General features: G+C 54.5%; 19 protein-coding genes. 16 read left to right on the forward strand and 3 right to left on the reverse strand.

The annotated features are described in order from the left end of the window. Window positions 1-184: hypothetical protein (locus BLP93_RS17290; protein ID WP_208596665.1), on the forward strand; the 184-nt coding region annotated here is incomplete at its 5' end. Window positions 185-324: 140 nt separating this feature from the next. Here the strand turns inward: BLP93_RS17290 and BLP93_RS14630 are convergent. Further along, complete coding sequence (locus BLP93_RS14630; protein ID WP_092123330.1) at window positions 325-1,197, reverse strand: motility protein A; 873 nt, start codon at window positions 1,195-1,197, stop codon at window positions 325-327. Between the two features lie 27 nt (window positions 1,198-1,224). Continuing rightward, window positions 1,225-1,902, reverse strand: a complete 678-nt coding sequence (locus tag BLP93_RS14635; RefSeq protein ID WP_161946356.1) for an OmpA family protein — start codon at window positions 1,900-1,902, stop codon at window positions 1,225-1,227. A 577-nt stretch (window positions 1,903-2,479) separates the two neighbouring features. On the opposite strand from BLP93_RS14635, the gene BLP93_RS14640 reads away from it, so the two are divergent. The 7 genes from BLP93_RS14640 to BLP93_RS14670 all read left to right on the forward strand — a co-directional run bounded on the left by BLP93_RS14640 (window position 2,480) and on the right by BLP93_RS14670 (window position 10,514). Then, window positions 2,480-3,025, forward strand: a complete 546-nt coding sequence (locus tag BLP93_RS14640) for a hypothetical protein (protein WP_139163023.1) — start codon at window positions 2,480-2,482, stop codon at window positions 3,023-3,025. A 124-nt stretch (window positions 3,026-3,149) separates the two neighbouring features. Further along, window positions 3,150-3,830, forward strand: a complete 681-nt coding sequence (locus tag BLP93_RS14645) for a phosphoadenosine phosphosulfate reductase family protein (protein ID WP_092123336.1) — start codon at window positions 3,150-3,152, stop codon at window positions 3,828-3,830. 11 nt (window positions 3,831-3,841) lie between these two features. After that, window positions 3,842-4,870, forward strand: a complete 1,029-nt coding sequence (locus BLP93_RS14650) for a glycosyltransferase family protein (protein WP_092123338.1) — start codon at window positions 3,842-3,844, stop codon at window positions 4,868-4,870. Between the two features lie 350 nt (window positions 4,871-5,220). Next, a complete protein-coding gene (gene ispG / locus BLP93_RS14655) occupies window positions 5,221-6,333 on the forward strand; it encodes a flavodoxin-dependent (E)-4-hydroxy-3-methylbut-2-enyl-diphosphate synthase (protein WP_092123455.1) in 1,113 nt (370 codons plus the stop codon). A gap of 79 nt (window positions 6,334-6,412) precedes the next feature. After that, complete coding sequence (locus BLP93_RS14660) at window positions 6,413-8,155, forward strand: proline--tRNA ligase (RefSeq protein ID WP_092123340.1); 1,743 nt, start codon at window positions 6,413-6,415, stop codon at window positions 8,153-8,155. A 13-nt stretch (window positions 8,156-8,168) separates the two neighbouring features. Next, the gene (gene xseA, locus BLP93_RS14665; protein WP_092123342.1) at window positions 8,169-9,515 is read left to right on the forward strand and encodes an exodeoxyribonuclease VII large subunit; all 1,347 of its coding nucleotides are present in this window, start codon (window positions 8,169-8,171) and stop codon (window positions 9,513-9,515) included. Window positions 9,516-9,701: 186 nt separating this feature from the next. Next, window positions 9,702-10,514, forward strand: a complete 813-nt coding sequence (locus BLP93_RS14670; protein ID WP_161946357.1) for a M23 family metallopeptidase — start codon at window positions 9,702-9,704, stop codon at window positions 10,512-10,514. Window positions 10,515-10,699: 185 nt separating this feature from the next. Here BLP93_RS14670 and BLP93_RS14675 read toward each other — a convergent pair whose 3' ends face one another. Further along, the gene (locus tag BLP93_RS14675) at window positions 10,700-11,479 is read right to left on the reverse strand and encodes an SDR family NAD(P)-dependent oxidoreductase (RefSeq protein WP_092123346.1); all 780 of its coding nucleotides are present in this window, start codon (window positions 11,477-11,479) and stop codon (window positions 10,700-10,702) included. Window positions 11,480-11,770: 291 nt separating this feature from the next. Here BLP93_RS14675 and BLP93_RS14685 point away from each other — a divergent pair, with 291 nt between their 5' ends. From BLP93_RS14685 to BLP93_RS14720, 8 genes are all read left to right on the forward strand, one after another. Then, window positions 11,771-12,457 carry a CAAX prenyl protease-related protein gene (locus tag BLP93_RS14685; RefSeq protein WP_092123457.1) on the forward strand — a complete coding sequence of 229 codons (687 nt, stop codon included), beginning with the start codon at window positions 11,771-11,773 and terminating at the stop codon, window positions 12,455-12,457. Window positions 12,458-12,913: 456 nt separating this feature from the next. Next, window positions 12,914-15,571 (forward strand): XrtA/PEP-CTERM system TPR-repeat protein PrsT, encoded by a 2,658-nt coding sequence (gene prsT, locus BLP93_RS14690; protein ID WP_092123350.1) that lies wholly within the window; start codon window positions 12,914-12,916, stop codon window positions 15,569-15,571. 29 nt (window positions 15,572-15,600) lie between these two features. Next, on the forward strand, window positions 15,601-16,956 hold the full coding sequence (locus tag BLP93_RS14695) for a TIGR03013 family XrtA/PEP-CTERM system glycosyltransferase (protein WP_092123352.1): 1,356 nt from the start codon (window positions 15,601-15,603) through the stop codon (window positions 16,954-16,956). 117 nt (window positions 16,957-17,073) lie between these two features. Then, window positions 17,074-17,871, forward strand: coding sequence for an XrtA/PEP-CTERM system exopolysaccharide export protein (locus BLP93_RS14700; RefSeq protein WP_092123459.1), 798 nt, complete (start codon window positions 17,074-17,076; stop codon window positions 17,869-17,871). Window positions 17,872-17,961: 90 nt separating this feature from the next. Further along, on the forward strand, window positions 17,962-19,512 hold the full coding sequence (locus tag BLP93_RS14705) for an XrtA system polysaccharide chain length determinant (RefSeq protein ID WP_092123354.1): 1,551 nt from the start codon (window positions 17,962-17,964) through the stop codon (window positions 19,510-19,512). Between the two features lie 88 nt (window positions 19,513-19,600). Beyond that, on the forward strand, window positions 19,601-20,464 hold the full coding sequence (locus BLP93_RS14710) for an XrtA-associated tyrosine autokinase (RefSeq protein WP_092123356.1): 864 nt from the start codon (window positions 19,601-19,603) through the stop codon (window positions 20,462-20,464). A gap of 212 nt (window positions 20,465-20,676) precedes the next feature. Continuing rightward, complete coding sequence (locus BLP93_RS14715; RefSeq protein WP_092123358.1) at window positions 20,677-21,885, forward strand: XrtA/PEP-CTERM system-associated ATPase; 1,209 nt, start codon at window positions 20,677-20,679, stop codon at window positions 21,883-21,885. 93 nt (window positions 21,886-21,978) lie between these two features. Continuing rightward, a complete protein-coding gene (locus tag BLP93_RS14720; RefSeq protein ID WP_092123360.1) occupies window positions 21,979-23,451 on the forward strand; it encodes a porin family protein in 1,473 nt (490 codons plus the stop codon). The last annotated feature ends 20 nt before the right edge of the window (window positions 23,452-23,471 follow it).

Raw genomic sequence — 23,471 nt, forward strand, 5'->3', positions numbered from 1 at the left:
AGCCTTTGGCGCGTTGGATTGGTACGTGCAGCAGCGGTTTGGTCGTTTTCTGACGACCAGGAGCCAACGGCGCAGCCGACGTCTGGGTGAAGGTTCGCTGTATGCGGCCTTGCAAGGCCTGGGGTTGGTCTACCTGCGTAAGAGATACAAAAGCCGTCAACTCCTTGTGAATGCCTGTGGCTGAAAGATCATCGGAGAGCCGTATGCGGGAAAACCGCACGTACGGTTCGACGAGGGGGCGCTGATGTCCGGAATGCATATCAGTAGACACGTAGTAGTCGCGTGCGACGAGGCGTTCGGTAAAAGTCCTGAGTGACGAAGGAATTAGCGCTCTACTCTACACGTACGTTTTATCGCATTGGCCAAGTCAAGGTGTGTTGCAGCAGAATTCGCTTTGCTACGCTTATGAGGCAGCCCGGCCTTGATTTCGCGCAAAATCTGAAGACCGTCCACCTGGGCTTCGCGTTTTGTCGTAATTGCATTGAGCATTGTCTGCAGTTTCAAAAAATCAGTGCTTCGAATCATGCCCACCATTCCTCCCAACACAAGTCGGCGCAAAGCCAATTCGCCGCGCGTGCTCTCGCGAATCTTTTCCGCCAGCGGCAAAAATAAGAAGTTTGCCAGTACAATGCCATATAGCGTTGAAACCAAGGTAACAGGAATGCTTCGCAATATCAGCGAAGTATCTCCCAATCCAACAAGCATGCCGACAAGGCCGATGACGCTGCCGGCGACTCCGAAAGATGGAGCATACGTCGCCATGTTCCTGAAGATTCGCTCCATCTCTTCCCGGTGTTGGACAAACGCCTTGGCTTCGGCCTGAAAGATTTCCCGAATTTCCATTTCAGTATACCCATCCTCTATCATTTCAACCCCATGAATTAAAGGCGGGTAGTGCGGCGTTTCCTCGCTCAGGTTGATCCGGCCCGTGCGTTTGTACACATGGGCTGTGCGCAACAGTTCTTTGACCAGAATCTGTTCGGAGATGTTCTTCTCGGAATAGGCCGCGCCGGCACTGCGCCAAGCCTGGCGTACCCCCTCAGGACCGCTGCCCAGCACGACTGACCCCAATGTCCCGAATACAACCACAAGCATGGCAGTGGCGTTGAAGTAGATGGAGGCTTGTCCGGAGAAGAAAAATACGCAACTGAATCCAATAAAGCAGATTGCCGCGGCAATCAGGGTCCTGCTCTTCATGAACTTGCTCCTGGTGAATAGTGCTGTTCAGCGTGCACTTGAAGGTTGATCAGGGTCGATACGAATTTCCAGCCGACGTTGCGAATTCCTTGTCTCGATGAAATCCGGCAACAGAGGGTGGGCCGTGCCGCGGGCCTGGATGATCAACATCTCTGGGTTGATGCCGGCTTGATGAACAAAGTGCTCCGCGACCGCGGCAGCTCGGAGAGCCGCGACCTCCCACGCTCCTTGCTCAGAGGTGCGAGAGCCCTGAGGCGTGGGAGGCGCATCGTCGGCAAATCCTGTGATGACAATGGTTCCCTGGGCTACGGAGATGGCATGTCCGATCTTTGACAGTAAAAGCCCTGGGCGATGCTCAATCTCGTAACTCATGGGATTAAAGAAATTTTCGCCGAAGAGTGAGATGACAATGGAGGCGTCTTCCGTAAAAGCGACATTGAGCATCCGCTCATGGCCAAGCAGCCTCTCCCGAAGTACTTCGTACAGGGGCAACATGTTCAGTTGCGCGTTTGAAGAGGTAACGGACTGGATGGATGCGGTGGAGCGGTGACTGAGCACCAGGCGCTCCTTTTCCCGGAGGGAAAAGACGAACAGAACAAGAAACAGGATGAACATGACCATCATCAGGTCAGACCAGGGAACGGACCAGGTAGCGTGACGCTGCTCGCCCTGCTCCAGCGCGAATTCCGGCAGATTCATCGGCATCCGATGTTCGGATGATCTGATATGGTCGTTAATTGTATTCTTTTGAGGCATAACAGGCTCTTTGGTTGTGAGCCTTTATTTGCAAGTTAGGTGCCTGTTCAAGAAGCAAAGCTTGCCTATCTTGCGTTGCCTGTTCTCTCGTTAAAAATCTTTAAATTTTAGGATTTTGGGCAGAAAACATAATGTGTTTATAAATGAGATTGAGCACGCCATGTGTGCCCGCTGGATCATCACGTCGAGATTTTGGCTACAATTGCCGGTGTGACATGCTCCTTCCCCCATAAAATGCGGGAACAAAATCCTTTGTTGAATTGGCTTGCGTAAGGCAATGAAAACGTTCATTGAGAACGTTTTTTTGAGTCCTATTGCTGCTTGAGCCTGATAGTTTGAAATGAAATCGCGTTGCAACGAGTCGAGCGTACGGCAATCTATGCCGGCAAAGGACTTTGCGAGGCCGCGAAATCAAGGTAAGCTGGACAGCAGTGAGTAGCTACAGAGACATACAGAGCTGAGGCTCGATGCGAGCTCAGCCTCGTCAATTGAAACAGAAACGCGATGATCACCCGCCGGAGGATTTATGATGAATGCAGTAGGAAGGACGAGTTGCCTGTGGATACTTTTCGGAATGCTGTTCCTGGTGGGCGGCCATGGAATGGCAACCGCACAGGAGTCAGCGGAACAATCACCTGAATCAGTACCCCAGACGCAGGATCAGCCTGTTCCGCAGCCCAGACATGCGCCCCCCGCCGATGAGGAGTCCGCAGATATTCCAGATACGGGCATCCCCGTGCTTGTCGAACATGTCGGAAACGATCCTGTGGGCATGCGTCTGGCGCTTCACCTTAAGGAAACCTTCCAGAAATCTTCCCTATTCCGCTTGGCCGGGGGAGAGGAAAAACATCTTAATCTGCGGCTGATCACCCGCCCGCAATTTCCGGAACGGCCTTTCCTCGGATCCGCGTATGCAGTGGTTTGGCGCTATGTGGAGTCCGGAGACGTGCTGGCATACTACCTGAGTGATCGATTAGGGTTTGTCGATGCGGATGTTGTTGCCCAGGAGGCGGAAGTCCTGGTCGCTGAGACGGACAAGGTCGCATCGCGATTTAGGTATCTGTTGGAATAGAAAAACGAACGATTCGGACGAGATTTCGAAGTTGGTCTTCATGTGGCTTGGGATAGGTGCGGAGGGCTCCGCGAAATCTGACGGCTTGATCCGGTCGCTTGTTCCGGATGGGATGAGAGGTGTGATGCTGCTTCAAGACAGACTGAAGCATTCGCGAATAATGTTGGATGAAATCTTCAGCCAATACGGCCCCGACCGGACTGCCGTGGCCTGGACCGGCGGCAAGGACTCCACCGTGGCACTCTGGCTGTGGCGCGGGCTCCTGCAGGAGCATGGCAAATTCCCACCACGTGCCGTCAATCTGGATACGGGATTGAAGTTTCCGGAAATCCTGGAGTTGCGTGACCGGATGACTCAGGAGTGGGACGTCACCTTGCACGTCCAGCGGCCGGATATCGACCTGAACGTTTATCCCGTAGCCGCGGACAAATTGACCTGTTGTCGGGATCTGAAAATCCTGCCGCTGCAGAAGGCCATTGATGAGTGCGGCATCACGGCCTTGATCACTGGCCTGCGCCGAGACGAACATCCGAACCGCACCGATCGGGACTATATCGAACAGCGCCGCAATCCGGACCACGTCCAGGTCAATCCGATCCTGGACTGGACGGAAATGGACGTTTGGGCCTGCATCATGGAGCACGGGCTGCCCTACTGCAGCCTGTACAACGTGGGCTATCGATCCCTGGGCTGCATGCCCTGCACCCTGGCTCCGGATCAAGTGCAAGGCGACGCGGAACGGGCTGGGCGGGACCCGGAAAAGGAACGTCAGATGGAAAGCCTGCGAAGCCTTGGGTATTTCTAGGATAATCCGATATGCGCATCTTGAGTGTCGGCGGATCGGATTTTGTACCGGCCTGGAGGAACATGGGGCATGATGTTCTCACTCTGGGCAAGGGGAGCGGCCTGGATGTTGCGCTGGAGCAACCCATTGGTCTGCGTGAACTCTGGGAAATCCTGTCTTCCCAAAATTTTCGTCCGGATTTGACGGTCTGGGTGGATCGCTGCCGCCCCCTGGAGGTCTTCGGGCTGGAGCGGATGCCGGGAGCGGTGATCGGCTTTTCCATCGACCAGTACTGCAATCCATGGCATGTGCCCTACAGCTGGGCGTTTGACCTCTTTCTGGTGGCGCAGAAGGATTACCTGCCGCTCTTCGCGGACCATAGAGCCTGGCGGGAATGCCGCTGGTTTCCGCTCTATTGCCGACCGGATGTTGATCGGGACGAGGGGCTCGAGCGGGATATCCCGGTGAGTTTCGTGGGCACCCTTGATCCACCGTTGAACAGGTCCCGGCGGCCTTTTCTGCAGCAGTTTCGAAGCCGATGTCCGACCATTGTACAGCACGGCGCCTATACGGAAATTTTTAATCGCAGCATGATCGTGCTCAATCAGAGCGCTGTGGGCGAGCTGAATTTTCGTCTCTTTCAGGCCGCGGCCTGCGGCGCGGCCGTGCTTACGGAAGATGTGCCCAACGGTTTGCGGGATGCCTTTACACCCGACGAGGAAATCCTGGTCTATCCCCGAGGCAATGCCGGCGAAGCAGTGCGAATCGCATTCGATGCCTTAAGTGAGCCGGAACGACTGAGAAAGATCGCGCTACAGGGCAAACGCAGAGTTTTGCGAGAGCATAGCGCGACGGTCAGAGCCAAAGAAATCATCCGCCTGGCCGAGAAATTGCTCACCTCACGAGTGGAATTAAAACGCAAGACAGGATCAGTTCTGGTTCGTGAACACATGATTAAAACCTACACATTCCTGGCATCTGACGCAGACTTGCCTTTGCCCCTGGATCATCGCCAACTTTACATCGAAGCCGCCCGAGAGACTTTTCTGGGCCAAGTATAAGATTTGACCGACAAATCCTCGCACCTCCCACTCTCCTCACATTATGAACACCTCCTCGAACTTCCCTGGTCGCGCAAATTCTTTCCAGAAACGTCTGGCGCGAAGGCTCCCGCGTTACATGTGCCGCTCCTGAATTCGCAAGAATTTTGCGACTCCCTGCGGAGTAGAGTGGTTCATCAAACGTTGGAATGGGCGAATGCACCTTGTCCAATTGGTCATACCTCACTGAACATTGATGGATGGCGCGGATGTGTTTACCTGAGGACAAACTGTGGGTAGAAAAACTGCTGCCGCATAAGAGGGCAGAAGTGGCCCCTGTCGATCGCCAATCCGAGGGAATTACCAGAACAATGACGAACACATCCGACGCAACTCCCATTCCCCGTCGCCATCCCACAAGAACCGTCACCTTGGGAGGCGTGCCTCTGGGCAGCGCGCATCCCATCCGCGTGCAGAGCATGACCAACACGGACACCCGGGACGCGGAGGCCACCATCCGGCAGATCTCCGAGCTGGTCGAGGCCGGATGCGAGTTCGTGCGGCTGGCCGTGCCGGACGAAAATGCCGCGCAAGTTCTGCCGGCGATCCAGTCCGCCGCTCCGGTGCCGCTCATCGCGGACATTCATTTCGACCACCGCCTGGCCCTGAAGGCTTTGGAAGCCGGGCTGCAGGGGCTGCGCATCAATCCCGGCAACATCGGTTCCAAGACCTATGTGGATCGGGTGGTGGACGCGGCCTCCGCCAATGGGGCATGCATCCGGATCGGCGTGAACGGCGGCTCCCTGGAAAAGGAACTTCTGCAAAAATACGGCGGAGCCACGCCGGAAGCCATGGTCGAGAGCGCTCTCGGCCATGCGGTGCTGCTGGAAAAGCGCGGCTTCGGCAATTTCAAGATCTCCTTAAAATCCTCCTCGGTCCCCCGAACTATTGCCGCCTATCGCCTGCTGGCCGCTCGGCTGGACTGTCCGCTGCACGTGGGCATCACCGAGGCCGGAACCCTGCTCCGGGGCGCGGTCAAGTCCGGGGTGGGACTGGGGATCCTGCTCTGGGAAGGTCTGGGCGACACGCTACGGGTGTCGCTGACCGCGGATCCGGTCCTGGAAGTCCGGGCAGCCTGGGAAATTCTCCGCTCCCTGGGTCTGCGCCAACGCGGTCCGGAAATCATTTCCTGCCCCACCTGCGGACGGACCGAAATCGATCTGCAGGATCTGGCCGAGGAAGTGGAACGCCGTTTGGCCGGGGTGACCGACGTGTTCACCGTGGCCGTAATGGGCTGCGTGGTCAACGGGCCGGGCGAAGCCCGGGAGGCGGACATCGGACTGGCCGGAGGCCGGGACTGCGGTCTGATATTTAGCCGCGGCGAAATCCTGCGCAAAGTCCGCGGCCGGGATGAACTGCTCCCGGAATTCATGCGCGAGCTGGAAGCGTTTTTGGTGGAGCGAAGAGCAGGTGGTGATCAGTAACCAATTAATCGACTTCCGGTTCAGAGAACATGTTTAGGGCTGCACTCTACGATAATTATTTCAACAAAAAGGATTTTACATGCGCTGGAGCAAATACTACCTGCCGACCCTGAAGGAGCATCCGGCTGAGGCCGAGGTGGTCAGCCACCGTTTGCTGATGCGAGCGGGGATGATCCGCAAGCTGACCTCCGGGATTTATACCTACCTGCCCCTGGGGCTGCGCTGTCTGGACAAGATCGCCAGGATCGTGCGCGAGGAGATGAACCGGGCCGGGGCTCTGGAAGTGTTCATGCCCATGGTTCAGCCGGCGGACCTGTGGAAGGAATCCGGACGCTGGGTGGTCTACGGGAAGGAGTTGCTGCGCATCCAGGATCGTCATGGCCGGGATTACTGCCTGGGGCCGACCCACGAGGAAGTGATCACCGACCTGATCCGGGGCGAGATCCGTTCCTATCGGCAGTTGCCCGTGAACCTGTACCAGATCCAGACCAAGTACCGGGACGAAATCCGGCCCCGGTTCGGACTGATGCGCGGCCGGGAATTCATCATGAAGGACGCCTACTCCTTCGACCGGGACGACGAGGGCGCGGACGCGAGTTACCGGGCCATGTACGATGCCTACATGCGCACGTTCACCCGTTTCGGAATGGTCTTCCGGGCCGTGGAAGCGGATTCGGGGGCCATCGGCGGCAGCTTTTCCCACGAGTTCATGGTCCTGGCGAGCACCGGCGAGGACACCATTGCCGTATGCACGGCCTGCGACTTTGCAGCGAATCTGGAGAAAGCGGAAGCGGTTCTGCGAGGAGTTGGCGACGAAACGCAAGCTCCCCCCATGGAGCAGGTGGCCACGCCGGACAAACATACTGTGGAGGATGTGGCCGAGTTTCTGGGAGTGGAACCCGCACGCATCCTGAAGACCCTGCTTTATGAGGTCGACGGACGGCCCGTGGCGGCAGTCATCCGCGGAGATCGCGAGTTGAATGAAATCAAGCTGAAGAATGTGCTCGACGCCAATGAGCTGAACCTTGCCACGCCGGAGCAGGTTCAGGCCTGGACCAAGGCGCCGGTGGGATTTGCCGGTCCCGTGGACCTGCATGTGGACGCCATCTGGGCGGACCGGGAGGTGGGGATGAGTCGGGACTGGATTTCGGGCGCCAACCTGCCGGACACCCATCTGCGTCATGTCGATCCGGCCCGCGACGCCGTGATTGCCGGATACGTGGATCTGCGCCAGGTCACGGCCGAGGACCCCTGCCCGCGATGCGGCGCGGCCCTGCAGCTGCCCAAGGGCATCGAGGTCGGTCATGTCTTCAAGTTGGGCACCAAGTACAGCGAGGCCATGGGCGCACGGTACCTGGACGAAAACGGCAAGGAACAACTGATCATCATGGGCTGCTACGGCATCGGCGTAAGTCGAATCATGGCCGCCTGCCTGGAGCAGAACAACGATGAAAACGGGGCTCTGTTCCCGCCGCCCATCGCTCCGTTCCAGATCGAGCTGATCCTGCTGAACAGCAAAAATCAGGAACTGCTGGCACAGGCAACAGCCTTGCACGACCGTCTGGAAGCCATGGGCTTCGAGGTGCTGTTGGACGACAGAGACGAACGACCTGGCGTGAAATTCAAGGACGCGGACCTGATTGGCCTGCCCGGCCAGCTCATCCTGGGCGAGAAAGGCCTGGCCCGAGGCGTGCTGGAAGCCAAAAACCGCAAGACCGGAGAGCGTACCGAGCTGGCGCTGGAGGATCTGGAAACTCACGTTCGACAATGGTGGCAGGGTATTCTCAAAGATTGGGGATTAGACGAAGGAAAGGCTTCTTAGCAATTCAAAGTACATGGCCTACATCTTCTCTGTTCGTGAACTGACCCAGGCCGTAAAGGCGACCCTGGAGGGGGAGTTTCCTCTTATCTGGGTCCGGGGGCAGGTGTCCAATCTGTCCAGACCGGGTTCGGGGCATATCTATTTTACGCTCAAGGACGGCGATGCCTGCCTGGGCGCGGTCTGGTTCAAGTCTCAGCAGTGGCAGATCGGATCGGGAGGATGCCCAAGAATCGCGGACGGACAGGAAGTGGTCTGCGTAGGGCGATTGACGGTTTATCCGCCGCGGGGAACTTATCAGCTTGTTGTTGAAATGGTGCAGGACCAAGGTCTCGGGGCGCTGTTCATGGCTTTCGAGGCGCTGAAGAAGCGGCTTGCCGCTCAGGGCTATTTCGATACCGACCGCAAGCGTCCTCTGCCGTCATACCCGCGAAGGGTCGCCGTGGTCACCGCGCCGAACAGCGCGGCCTTGCGGGACTTCCTGTGCCTGTCGGATGAACGCGGCTTCGGTGCGTCCATCCGCATCCATCCCGTGCTGGTGCAGGGAGAGGAAGCGCCGGGGCAGATTGTCCGGGCAGTACAGGAAGCCAATCTGCATGAATGGGCCGAGGTGATCGTGCTCATTCGCGGCGGCGGCTCCCTGGAGGATCTGTGGGCCTTCAACAGCGAGGATCTGGCCAAGTCGATATTTGTCTCGAACATTCCGGTGCTCACCGGTATCGGCCATGAGGTGGACACTTCCATCGCCGATCTCGTGGCGGACGTGCGGGCGGCCACCCCCAGCCACGCGGCCCAGCTCCTCTGGCCGGAACGCCGCGAATTGATCCAGGCCGTGGACGAGCTGGAATGCCGGCTGCAAAAGGCGGGACGTGAACTGCTCCGACGCAAGGAAGTTCTGCTTACCGGCCAGGAAAAAGCTCTGGCCTGGCTTTCACCCCGGGTGCGGGTACTCAGAGCCATGGAGCGGCTGGAAACCCTGGAGCGGGATATGTGCCGCAGCGCCCAGCGGATGATGGAGAACCGACGCCTCACTTTGGAGCAGAGCCGCGCCGCCCTGACCAGGACCCTGGGCGTCCGGTACTGGAGTGCCCGACAGGCCCACCTGGAGCAGCAAATCCGGATGCTCTGCTCGGCGGCATCGGAACCAGTCCGTACTCGCGAACATGGCCTCGGAAAGCTTGAAATTTCCCTGAACAGCCTGGATCCGGTTCGTCCTCTGCGGAAAGGCTTCTGCCTGGTCGAGTCCGTGCAGACCGGCCGGTATGTTCGCGACAGCCGGGAAGTGGCCCAAGGCGACACTCTGCGGATCATGCCGCGCTCAGGCACGATCACGGCTGAAGTCATCGCCAGGGATGAGGAGTGAGCGCCGGTTGTTCCATTGAGAGGGGGCCGGGCGTTGATATTCTTGAAACATTAAGTATCGCCGTGCCTGTCGGTGGGAATGGCCCTTCTCCGGCAAAAGGTGCATCAATACGCAAAAAGGAAAAATGAAATGACACGGTTCTTTTATTTATTTGTGAAATGTTGCGTTGTGGCATGTCTGCTCAGCATGACGACGCTTTCGGCCTGGGCCGGAATTCGGATTGAGAGTCCGGACCATGTGGATGTGGGAATGCCTTTTTTTCTGCGTGTCTTCGGACCGGAGAACTTTCGTGAGATAACGTTTCGCTGGCAGGACAAGGATCTGACCGTTCTGGCCGTTGCCGGTGAGCATGGGAGAGAGGCGGTTGTTTTGCTGGGAGTCTGCCTGGAATCCCCCTTGGGCGTGCAACGGATTGACGGTACCGTGCAGAAGGGCGACCAGCGCTTGCCGTTCACTCATGAGGTCCACGTGCAGCCTCGCACGTTTCCGGAACAGTGGCTGCAGGTGGCGAGAGAAATGGTTTCGCCGGATCAAAGCCTCCATCCCCGGATCGAGGAGGAGCGTCGTAAGGTTCGGGCCGCGCTGGAGCGCGTCACCCCGGACAGGTTATGGGAGACGCCTTTTGTGCGGCCCGTATCGGGCAATATTTCCAGCGAGTTCGGTCTGCGCAGATTTTTCAACGACCAGCCCCGTGCTCCGCACCGGGGAGTAGATCTGCGCGGTGCGGAAGGAACCTTGGTCCGGGCTTTCAGCAATGGCAAGGTCGTGCTGACGGGGGATCATTTTTTTGCCGGACGTTCCGTCTACATCGACCACGGGCTGGGCGTGGTCACCCAGTACATCCACTTATCCGAGGTAACGGTCCAGGAAGGCCAGAAGATCATTGCGGGCGAGCCCATCGGCAAGGTCGGCGCCACCGGCCGGGTCACCGGACCGCACCTGCACTTCGGCTTGAGCATACTGGGCTTCTGGGTCGATCCCCTGGCGCTTCTGGATTAGCTTGCGGTCGTTTTTGCGAATGGACATCCGGCATTGCTGACGGCCCAGACGGATGCCGGGCAGGAGAAGTCCTGCCAGCCGAGAGAGCCGGATTCCACATCCACGATCCAGTCCGAGATGAAGCTCAGGGTGTACGGCTGGTTCCAAAGGGACTCTATGCCCGTTGGGTCAGCCCATATAAAAAGTCAGCCCATGTCCCGCACGTCCCACGTCCCGCCATGTAAGCGCTTCGGACTGGAAGAAAGCAGCCGGACCAGCCCGGCCGCGGATTCTTCGGGAGTTATCAGCTGTCCCTGCTCCTTGAAGGCCTTAAATACCTGCTGGAGTTGCCTGGCCGCGCCACCTTCGGATTCACGGGCCTGGGACTGCATCCTGGTCTCGACAACACCGGGCCGGTAGACCGTTGAAGTGATCTGCGGAGCCTCGGCGGCCAGTTGCCTGGCCAGGTGCTCCTCAGCGGCCTTGGCGGCGCAGTAAGCCGCTATGCCGGGCTGGGTCTTCACGGCAGCCCCGGAACCGAAAAACACGGCCAACCCCTCGCCCTGCCGCAGAAGCAGAGGCATGCAGGCCCGGATCAACTGATACGCAGCGACCACATTGGCCTGAAAGACGGCCTGAAATTCCTCCTCTGCCAACTCCCAAACATGCGGGCCCGGATGCAACAGTCCGGCGGCATGAATGAATCCCCAAAGTCCACCGATATCGCCGGCTTTCGCGACCATGGCATCAACGATTTCCGAACGGGAAGCATCGCCTGCGATCTCCTCGACAACCGCTCCGGAACCGACGCACATTTCCCGCGTCTCTCGCAGACGGTCCTCGCTCCGGGCATTGATCACCAGGTTGACTCCCACCCCGGCCAGAGCCACGGCCAAAGCACGTCCGATGCCCATGGACGCGCCGGTAAGGAGCAGAGTCTTGCCGTGAAGCGCATGCTTTGATGAAGCATTGTTGCGTATAGTCATAGTTAATTCCCCCAGAATTAGAACTCGACATCCTCCCAAAATCCGCCTGCCATATTGGCTTGGCAACAATTCATCTGTGGCTTGCCGACAAGTTTGAACAAGCAAGCAATCTGCACACCAGGATGTTGGTTGTAAAGCAATTTGTATTCATTCAAAAATCTTGCGGCAGGCTGTAAAACGGTCGCTTGACTTGAAAGATCGATTAATAAAACTCTTCGCTCACATCCGAATCCGCCTTCACATTCCTCGAAACGTAACATGTTTCGGCATGCATTTGGCATTAACGTCCCCATGCAAGATAAAGCTTGGCCCCGCATCCTGCCCTTTGCTCTGTTCATGGCTATTATCGGTCTTGAAGAAAGTCTCATTTTTCTGGACAACAGAGGATGGCTGGATCTTCAAGGATTTGCATTTGACCTGCTCTACCCGCTCAGGCCGCTGGCAGCGTTGACCGCCCTGCTTCTCTTGTACAGGGCATATACCGAATTGCAGTGGATTGATCTGACAAAATGGGGCCAGACCTTGCTGAGCGTGTGCCTGGGGCTGCTGGTTTTCGTTTTATGGATCAACATGGATTGGACCATCGGCGCTATGACCGAACCGCCGGGCTTTAATCCTCATGTTTTTCCGGAAGGCCCTCAGCGCTGGCTCATGATCGCCATTCGCGTGTCCAGCGCCGTGATCGTGGTTCCGATCATGGAGGAGATCTTCTGGCGCTCCTTTCTTCTCCGCTACATCATCAACAGTTCTTTTTCCAAAGTCCCTCTCGGAACGTTCACATGGCCTTCGCTGCTGATTGGCTCCCTGCTGTTCGGCTTGGCCCACCACTTCATTCTGGCCGGCATCATGGCCGGAATCGCATATGCCTGGCTCCTTTACCGCACCAAAAGCCTCGCTCAATGCATCCTGGCCCATGCCGTGACCAATCTGGCTCTGGCCATCTACGTGCTGCGCACGGAACAGTGGTTTTTTTGGTAATTCCGCAGTTACCGGTCGAACACGGCATCCGCACATTCTCCGGTCGCGTACAAAGCCGCCTCCACCTATTTCATCCATTTTTCCGGTAACTACTCAGCATATTTTTACTACATGGTATGAGCTTGTCTCGTTTTTTCGAGATCTCCTGTTTGACTGAGTCAGGATTCGTTCATCGAACCATTGCCGGAAACATACGTCCATGGTTCGTGGATAAGACCGGCCTAATGTCTTGTTCGAGGAAACATCCATGATGGTCTATTCTTCGTCTGATCTTTCCGGACAATCCCCCATCCTCGGTAGAAAAACAATTGGCCATAGCTGAATACTTGTTAATTCATGAGGTTAAGATGGCTTATTTTCTGTCACACCTACGGCACGCTTCTTGATAGTTGTACGAGATAAACAATTTCGTCTTCATTACAATAAACAACACAGCCAACAACGGAGGGTACTACCTTGTTGAAAATAAAAAGCATTTTTCTATTTGTCCTCTTGATTGGCGCATCCGCCTGTGGCGCCGGAACCAAGGAAGACTTGTATGCGGAAGGCTTGCGGCAGATGGAGCAGAGCAATCCACAAGGCGCCATTGTGGTTTTTCGAAATGCACTCGAGAAGGATCAAAATTTTATAGATGCGCGATATCAATTGGCGAGAGCGTATATGGAGATGCAGCGTTACGATCTCGCGGAGCAGGAATTGCGCAAGGTTCAGCTCCAGAATCCCAACTATCCTGGCATCGGTTTGGATATGGCCCGCATTTTTTTGCATACAAATCGATTGGATCAGGCTGGGGATGAGACCGACAGGTACATGGAGGCCCAGCCGCTGTCAGCGGAAGCCCTGATCATTCTTGGGGAGATTCAGGGGCGACTGGGAGAGATTGAAGATGCCCAACGCAGTTTTGAACAAGCTCTGCAACTGGAGCCCGGAATGCCGGCGGCACATCTTGGGTTGGGCAAGTCGTTTCTTCTTCAGGACGATCTGGTGCGAGCCGAAAATGAATTAAACAGGGTGCTTAAATCTGATCCGGATAACCTGGAAGCTCTGGCTGCAACCGCCGAACTGCAGCGCAGGCAAGACCGGACGGAAGAGCTGATGATCACATACGAAAGGATCATCCAGCTCAACCCTCAAGACGCTGAAGCTCTATATGAAAAAGGAATGCTTCATCTCGGAAAAGGCGAGACTTCGGAAGTCCGTTCAATAGCTGACCGACTGGAAAGACGCTTTCCGCAACGCTCTGAAGGCTATCTCCTGAACGGCCTGCAGCATTTCCAGGAAGGAAAGTTCAGGGAAGCCATCGTGTCCCTGCAACAGTCCAACGGCATCAGGCCATCTCTAAGTGGACATTATTTTCTCGGGCTAAGCCTGCACCAGGAAGCGGAATTGGAAAGTGCGCTAAGCCAGTTTCGAATCATTCTGGATCAAGCGCCAAATTTTACTCAAGCGCGTCTTATGACCGCCCTTGTTTTATTGCAACAAGAACGCCTTGATCTGGCAGTCAGAGAAGCCCAAAGGGTTATTAATCAGGAGCCGGGCAATGCCATGGCCTACAACATGCTGGGAAGCATCCAGATGGCCCAGGGCAATTACGAGCAGGGCATGCAACTGTTGCAGAAGGCAACGGAACTCGATCCCGAAATGGCAAATGCGTTTTTCATGCAGGGAGTTTTTCTCCTGGACAAAGGTCAAATCAACGAGGCGACGGCAAATCTGGACGCGGCCATTCAGGTCGCCCCCGAACAACTCAACATCCGCATGCTGCAGTTTGCCAACCTGATGCAACAAAAAGAACTGGATAAAGCCCATGCGACTCTTGAGCAAGGGCTTACCGGTGAGGCTAGCGACGCTGCGCTGTTGAACAATATGGCCGCTATTCGACTTTCTCAGAACCAAACTGAAGAAGGGCTGGAACTTCTGGAAAAATCCAAAAAGGCAGATCCCACATTCGCTTCAGCCTACTTCAATCTGGCTTCATTTTATCAGAGCCGCGGCGAGTTGGATAAGGCATTGGCGGAATACCAAGCTCTGCTTTCCCACCATCCCGAAAATTTGCGTGCCCTGCTTTCCGCGGCGAACCTGTCCATACAACTCGGACAGGAAGAGCAGGCCCTGGAGTATTTTGCAAGAGCCCAGAGAACCGGAGATTCGCAAGCATTTCTCGCCCATGCCGAGCATGCCGTACGTAAAGGACGGCCAGAAGAGGCCACGACGATCCTGGATGAAGGCATTGCCGCCACGGACGACAAAATGCCTCTCATGGAGGTCAAAGCACGGATTCTCATCGCCCAGGGTCGAATCGACGAAGCCATTGCCTTGCATCAAGAAATTAAATCTCACCAGCGCGAAGGCGGCATCCGGCTTTTGGCGAACTCTCTCCTGCTCAAAGGGGACGTGGAAGGGGCCGTTGCTGAGGGCGAAGAATTGATCGACCTTCACCCCGACAAAGCTGAATCATACCTTTTCCTGGCCGGTATTCACGAATCGACGGGGAACTTGGGCCAGGCCGAAGCGATGATCCAGAAGGCTGTCGAAGTGGAACCCGCAAATCCGCAATCGCATTTTCGGCTGGGAAATCTGAGAGCACGTGCTGGATCAACTGATGAAGCCATACAGGAGTACTCGAAGGCCTTGGAAATAAACCCGCAATTCATCCCGGCGCTTTTCGGTCATGGCAATATCCTCGAAAAGCAAGGGGAAATGGCGCGGGCCAAAGAGTTGTATCAAGAAATTCTGCGGATCGATCCCAACTTTGTCCCTGCCCTGAACAACGTAGCCTATCTATCCCTCAAGGGACACGGGAGCGTAGAAGAGGCCTTGCATCTCGCCACTCAGGCGTTTCGACTGGAACAGCACAACCCCGGCGTCATGGACACTCTTGGGCTGGCCCTGATTCAGAACAACAGGCCTGAAGATGGGCGTCGCATACTTGAACGAGCCGTCCAACTGCTGCCAAATCATCCTACAGTCCGTTACCATCTGGCATTGGCCTACAGCATGACCGGAGAACGCGAAAAGGCTTTGAACGAGTTGAACGTGGCCTTGATGCACGAAGAGTTTCCGGAAAAGCAGGAAGCCAGAAAACTGAACCAGAAGCTGATAAGCACGGAATAAATTTGCAAGGTTTGTCAACGGAGGCGGTAATGACCAGATTTCTCATCACTTTAAAGACCGGAGACATCGCTCTGGCATTTATTGCCTTGTATGCGGCAATGATCATTCGCTTTGGAGAAGAACTCCACCAAGGCGTGTTTATCACCTTCGAACAGGCAGGGGCCGTGGTAGCGACAATCCTTTTCTCTTCCGTTGTCGTGGAGATGTATAATCAGCGTCAAAAGATCACGGTGCGCGATTTGGCCATGCGGATCATTCTCGGGTTGACTCTGTCCTTTTTCTTGTTGTCGGCATTGTACTATGTATTGCCGGCGACCATGTACGGACGCGGAATACTATTTTTAACCTTACTCATTTTCGGAGCCTTTCAATTCACCTGGCACTTGTTTTTCAAGCGCATGGATATAATGCCGGGGTTGGCCAAGAAAGTGCTGATACTGGGCGCTGGCCCTTTGGCAAAAGAAATCGGCACCCTTGTCAGCGCCAATGGGCAGCAATTTACGTTGGCTGGGTATTACGACCCGGAATGTGAGCCTGTTGTCGTGCCGCGTAAGGAAATTGTGGAAAATGGCGCGGGCCTTTTCCATACCGTGGAGCAGCTCAAGCCGGACCATGTCGTTGTTTCCCTGCCGCAACGCCGTGGTACGTTTCCCCTCCAGGACATGCTCAGTTGCAAGATCAGCGGCGTGGATATCGTTGATGCGCCGTCCTTCTACGAGCAAGTCACCGGCAAGCTTCTGCTGGAAAACATCACTCCCAGCTGGTTCATCTTTTCCGACGGCTTCCGGATCAACAACCTGACCAGACTCTTCAAGCGTCTGCTGGACGTGACCAGCGCGGGTTTGGGCCTTCTGCTGACATTGCCTTTGTTTCCCGTGATCGCCCTGCTGATCAAGCTGGACTCTCCTGGGCCGGTTTTTTTCCGGCAGACACGGGTCGGACAGCGCGATGAGGAGTTCACGCTCATCAAGTTTCGAACCATGCGGCAGGACGCGGAAACCGTCACCGGCGCGGTATGGGCGCAACAGGACGACCCACGAATCACCAAGTTGGGGCATATTCTTCGAAAAACACGCGTGGACGAGATCCCGCAATTGATCAACGTAGTTCTGGGAGACATGAGTCTGATCGGGCCGCGTCCGGAACGCCCGGAATTCGTCTCAGAATTGAAGAAAGTCATTCCCTATTATTCCGAACGTCATTTTGTGAAGCCCGGCGTCACGGGATGGGCCCAGGTCTGTTACCCGTACGGCTCATCGGTCGAGGATGCCGTAGAAAAGCTGCGCTACGATCTGTATTACATCAAGAATCTGTCTCTGCTTTTCGACATTCGCATCATACTCAGAACTATAAATGTCGTACTGTTCCAGGAAGGCAGCCGGTGATGCAATCAAGGGTACAATGCACAAGAACAGGGGAACATGATTTTTATGGCGTTTATCATAACACAAGCCAGGCATAAAGAAATATATCATTCAACCATCCAAGACGCGAGGTTCATCATGAAACAACGTATTCTTTTGGTGCTTATCTGCTTGCTGTTTCCATTGTCCGCGACAGCTCAAGATTACATTATTGGCGAAGGAGATGGTTTGGCCATTTCCGTATGGGATGAACCGAAATTGAGCGCGACGAGTACGGTGAGGCCTGATGGAAAGATTACCATTCCCGGCCTTGGCGATGTCAGAGCCAGCGGACTGACTCCGGGACAGTTGCAGGAGTCGCTGGAAGAAAAAATGAAACGCTTGGTCCACAACCCGATAGTTACCGTATCGGTGATCGAGATCACCAACAGCAGGGTGTTTTTTTTCGGAGGCGGCCTTGAACTTGGCACCCAGGACCTGATGCGCCAGACATCACTGCTGCAAATGCTGAGCACCGTGGAAAATTTGCAGACGGCGGATCTTCGTGCGGCATACGTCCTGCGGGACGGACAAAAAATCAAGCAGGATTTTCACGCGCTCATCATCGAGGGTGATGTCCGGGAGGATATTCTTCTCAAAAATAACGACGTCATCTTTGTGCCGCCGTTACGAGAGCCAAATGTCTACGTGCTTGGAGCCGTTGGTGCACCGACGTTTATTCAGTACCGTGAAGGACTGACAGTGCTTGAAGCAATTTTACAGGCTGGTGGATTTTCACCGTATGCTCGTGAAAACAGCACCATGATCGTTCGCAAGCAAAGTGATGAAGAGATCAATATTCCAGTTCGTGCCAAAGACTTGCTCCGGGGAGATATGACCCAGAATATTGAACTTCTTCCAGGAGATTACATAGTTGTCCGCGAAGGCTTCTTCTAGCGAACGCGTGTCGACAGTCAACAATCATTTAAAAGACCGTTGCGCTGTCTCAGCTATCTCGCGATGGTTTAAATATATTTTGGAGTTATCATGTCTGATCCAAAAGATCTGGATATCAGAAAATATCTTGCTATAGCTTATAGAAGACGTTTTTTGATTATATTTGCCACAATTGCTGTCACCATAGGGGCAACGCTATACAGTCTTGCTCTAAAAAATATGTACAGCTCCAGCAGCACAGTATTCATTGAAGAAAACGTCATGTCCAGTTTGATGCAGGGCGTGGCGGTCACTCCTTCCATGGATGCCAAAATTCGGGTGTTGACCACGGCAATGCAAAGCCGAACCATGCTGCAGCAGGTTCTGCGAGATTTGAATATGGATCTGCATGCCAGGACCGATGCCGAACTTGAAGGCTTGATCAACAATGCCCGGCAAAGAATGGACATTCGCCTACGAGCTCGAGACGGGCTGTTCATCATTTCTTTCTCTCACGAAAATCCACGCGAGGCGCGGGACTTTGTGAACACCCTTGTTCGCCGATATATCGAACAGAATATTTCCGCCGATCGCGACGATACCTATGCTGCCTTCGGCTTTCTGGCTGAACAAATTGAAATCCACCGGGCGCGCTTGGAAGAGGCGGATGCAGCCGTCCTGGAATTGCGCATCCGTAAGGGTGACCTTTTAAACAGGGATCCCGGCCAGTTGCTCGAACAGATCGCTATGGCCGAAGATCGGCTGCAGGAGTTGTCGATCCGGCGTTACGAACTGCTCTCTAGTGCTTCCTCTGAGGCAGCGCTTGCCTTTGATGATCAGGGTCTTCCCATGTCCGGTCACCAGGGTCGTCTTAACATGCTCCAGAGAAAACTTGCTGAACTGCAGCTGCGTTACGGTCCATCTTATCCGGAAGTTGTCAGAGTCAAGGCTGAAATGCAGATGTTGGAAAAAGGGCTTTACGACGAAGGCGCCGTCAACGTCGACACGCAGACAAGAATCTCAAGCGTCTTCGATGTGCAGTTGCAGGAACTCCGACTTCAGGAACAACGCCTCCGCCGAATGATCCAGTACTATAACGAACTTCTTGAAAACATACCTGTAGCCCAGGCTGAATTTGCCGAAGTACAGCACAAGCGTTCAGAACAGCAGAGGGTTCTTGAACAATTAATGGGACGATACGGACAGGCTGAAATATCCCGGCAGATGGAACTTCAGGACAAGACAACCACGTTTCGGATTGTGGATCCGGCCATACTGCCCACGAATCCATCAAGTCCCAACCGCTTGATGATCATACTCCTGGGTATGCTCGGAGGGCTGGGAGCCGGCGTGGGAATGAGCCTTGGGCTGAATTACCTGGATCGTTCCGTTCGCCATGTGGACACTCTGAAAGAGTTGGGGTTGCCGGTGCTCGCTGTGGTTCCGGAGATGCTCAACCCTGCCAATGTTCGGAAGATGCATTTCAGGAACCTGTTGCTGTACCTTCTGGCCGCCGCCTTTTTCATGCTGATCGTCGGGGTTATGCTGCTGGAATTCATGGGATCCACCATCCTCTACGATTACGTGCAGAACATTGTCCAACGACCGGAGACCGAGAGCGCCATCGGCTATATGAAAGGCCTCTATAGAAGAATTTTTTAATTATGCTCTTCGAGAACCCGAGAAACGTTGAGAATTGGCACGGCACCTCGCCTTGCTGAACATTTAATCGCCATTGGAAATCAATAATATGAGCAGAATAGAACAAGCTTTGGAAAAAGCCGCGAAAATGCGCTTGGGGGTAACGGAAAACCAGGTGGGATATGTCTCTGCTGCCCGGTTGAAACCCACCCCTCCACAAACATCCCCCGAAATCTTCACCCCTCCCGAAGGTTCGCTGAAGATCAACAACCCAACCCTGGTCGCGGCCACGAATCCGCAGTCGCCCATGGCCGAAGAGTATCGCAAACTGAAAGAAATGGTGATCAAGCTGACACGCAACGACCTGACCAAAAACACCTTGATGGTCACAAGTTCCATGGTCGGCGAGGGAAAAACGACGACCGCCCTCAACTTGGCCATCAGCCTGGCTCAGGAGTACGACCACACCGTGCTGCTCATCGATGCGGATCTGCGCAGGCCCTGCATTATGCAATACCTGGGACTCGACACAAAACCCGGCCTGACCGATTGCCTATTGGAAAAGGCTCAGGTTTCGGATGTGCTGGTCAAGACCGGAATCGGCAAGCTGACTGTTCTGCCTTCCGGTCGAAAAGCTCCAAACCCGGGTGAGCTTTTTTCGTCCCGCAAGATGCGCGAACTTGTCCGTGAAATGAAGCATCGCTATGCCGAGCGCTACATCATTATCGATACTCCGCCCGTGCTTCCTTTTGCGGAAACAAGAAGCCTGAGCGGAATCGTGGACGGCGTCATCATGGTCGTCAAATCAGGCCTGTCCACTCTGGAAAATATTCGCGACGCTCAATATGCCATGAGCGGCGCGCATATCCTGGGCCTGGTTTACAATCACGCCAAGCCGGAATCCTTGAGCAGCAGTTATTCGTATTATTATAAAAATGATTACGTCGAATATGGTGAAGCGCTGTCAAGGTGATCGGAAATATGTAGCAGCGGATAAATCCTGGAACAACCGGAAAGGCTGGATCCCTTTGCTGCTTCACGTCCAGCTTTTTCATGATTCCGGATCGGTTGCGGCCAATCAAACAATGAAAGAATAATCCATATCTCTCATAGCCGGGAGTTACCGCGGTTGTTTGTTGATCCTGACACGACACTGCGCTTCTCCCAAAAAAACATGGAGCATTCGTGTACGAATCTTTCTTCGGCCTGCACAACAAACCTTTTGAACTGCTGCCTAACCCGGACTTTCTCTATCACAGCAAGTCGCACAGGCGGGCCATGACCTATCTGGACTACGGCATCAAGGCCCGAGCTGGATTTATCTTGATCACCGGCGAAATCGGATCTGGAAAGACAACGATAATCCGTGACCTGATCAAGAAAAAGCTGGACCGGGTAATCCTCTCCAAAGTGTTCAACACAAAAGTCTCCTCCGAACAGCTTATTTCCATGATCAACGACGATTTTGGCCTCTCCGTGGAGGGAAAAGACAAGATAGTGCTTTTACGGGAATTGAACGAATTTCTCATTGAGCAGTTTGCCAGGGACATGCAGCCGGTGTTGATCATCGATGAAGCGCAAAACCTCTCCTCCGAACTCCTGGAGGAGGTGCGCATGCTATCCAATCTTGAGACCGACCAGGCCAAGTTGCTGCAGATCATCCTCGTGGGACAGCCTGAATTGAAAAAAATCCTGGCTTCCCCGGAAATGCGCCAACTCAGACAGCGGATCAACATCAATTGCCATATCCAGCCCCTCTCTTTGGAAGAAACCGAGCAATATATTCAGCATCGCCTTGAAATCGCCGGCGACCGCAATGCCGCGACATTTTCGCCCGAGGCACTGTCCCAGATTCATACCCAAAGCAGAGGCGTCCCCAGGCTGATCAATATCATCTGCGACTTCCTGATGCTTTCCATGTTTTCCGCGGAAACCCGCGAGGTGGACCCGGTCATGGCTGAAGAGGTTTTCCGGGAACTTGATTTCGAACAGCAGTTTTGGGAAAACGGACCAGATTCTTTTCAACCTGCTGAAAAAGATGCCCTTTCATTGGACGTGATGCCGGACCTGCATCGATCAAAGGTCAAGCTGACATCCCTGTTGCGGGATATAACCCAACGCATTGAAATGCTTGAAAGGAACCTTGCGAAAGCCGATGAATCCCAAATTCTGGATCACAAGGACCGCCTTGACGTGCTTGAAAGCTCATTTGGAACAATCGCCCGTGAACTTGCCGAGCTGCAGGCGAAATACAATCCTGTCTCACTCGATCTGGAAAGCATCCTGGTCAAGCCGGCTTCCAGTTTCACTCAACAGGACCTGGTGGAACTGAACCTGGAAGAACCTCAGACGCGCAAGCGAAAGAGCTTTTTCAGGAGACTGTTCCGTGGATGATTTCCGTGAGAAGCGCTCGCATGGCTATGAAAACACGACAAGTTTTACATGCTCAAGGCCATTGGGATGAACAAGAACATAGGAGGCTCTACCATGCCCTTTTCCGCCTACAAGCGTGACCTTTTTTTCAATTTGTTATTACTCATCGCGCTCTGTGTCATCCTGACCTCGAAACCATCCGTTCTTTCGGCCCAAGGCTTCTCCATTGATCCGTCCATTTCCGTCAGTCAAGAGTATTCTGACAACATTAACCAGGAACAGGAAAAGCTTCCAGATTTCACCACCCGCATCATGCCGAAGCTTGATCTGAACCATGATGCCCGTCATTGGGACCTCAGCATTTCCTATGCATTCGAATACCTCTATTACGCACGAAAAAACAAGAAAGTTTCCGGCGGGTTCACCCAGGATGATACCAGACACACTCTCAATGCCCGCGGTCTGGCCAATCTTGTTCCAAATCTTTTTTTCCTGGACGTGCGTAACGACTACAGGCGGACCGACCTAAATCTTGTGCGTTCCTCTTATGTTCTTGTTGAACCGGAAGTCCCAGTGGAAGAGGAGCCGGTTCCGGTGATCTTTCCAGGGGACGAAATTCTGGTTCCCCAGTACGAGGAAGTGACCAGCAGGGAACGCGAGGTCTCTGACCGCAACAATTTTTTAATCTCGCCCTACATTGAACTCCGTCCTTCGGTGCGTACCGAGTTGCGTACCGGCTACAGATACAGAAATACCTGGTACGAAAGGGATGAAGTTCAAGATGTGGACATCCATGAAATATTTATGAACGGCGTGTATGATTTAACAGCCAGAATCAACCTCAATGCAGGATATACCGGCACCTGGAGACGCAACAGAGACGGCGAAAGCGACGTATTCGTCGACGAAGCGGACATCGGCGAGTTTTTTATTGAAGAACTACGGCGGGAATCCCCGTCTCGACAGGGCCGGGAAAATCGACACACAGTCTACGGTGGGGCGAGCTATGCCTACGGACCAGGTTCGCGAATCCACGGCGACTACGGAACGACTTGGCGGAGATATTCGGATCGAAACACCACAACCAACCCCTACTGGAATGTAGGCATTACGCACGCCTTCTCCACCGTGACCGCCACTTTACGGACAGGCGTCACGTACGTGGAAGATCCTTTGCGGGATGCGTCACGACGTCAGATAAGCCATGTTGCCTCCCTTAACCGGCCTTACGCCCGGGGCAATATCCGCGTTTTTGCCTCGAGCACAGAATATAATGAACCCGACGACTCCCGCTACAGCATTGGTTTCGCCCTCCAGCACGGGTTAACCCGGCTGCTGACTGGGACAGCCGGTGTGACGTACAACAACCGCAAAGAAGAACGGTTTATTCTCGTGGATTCTGTCCCGGAGAGGAGTGAGAACAAGATCGATGAATGGCGGCTCGGATTGGGTTTAATCCGCCCACTGGGCAGAAACTTTACCGCCAGCCTGAACTATTTCTATATCGATTCATCGAGCAATATTCCCTTGTCCAATGATAATTTTCGTGAAAACAGGGTGATATTGATGCTCAGAAAGACGTTCTGATTCCCAACTGCTGGAACTGT

Origin of the sequence: Desulfonatronum thiosulfatophilum, from assembly GCF_900104215.1 — a bacterium.
Taxonomy (GTDB): domain Bacteria; phylum Desulfobacterota; class Desulfovibrionia; order Desulfovibrionales; family Desulfonatronaceae; genus Desulfonatronum; species Desulfonatronum thiosulfatophilum.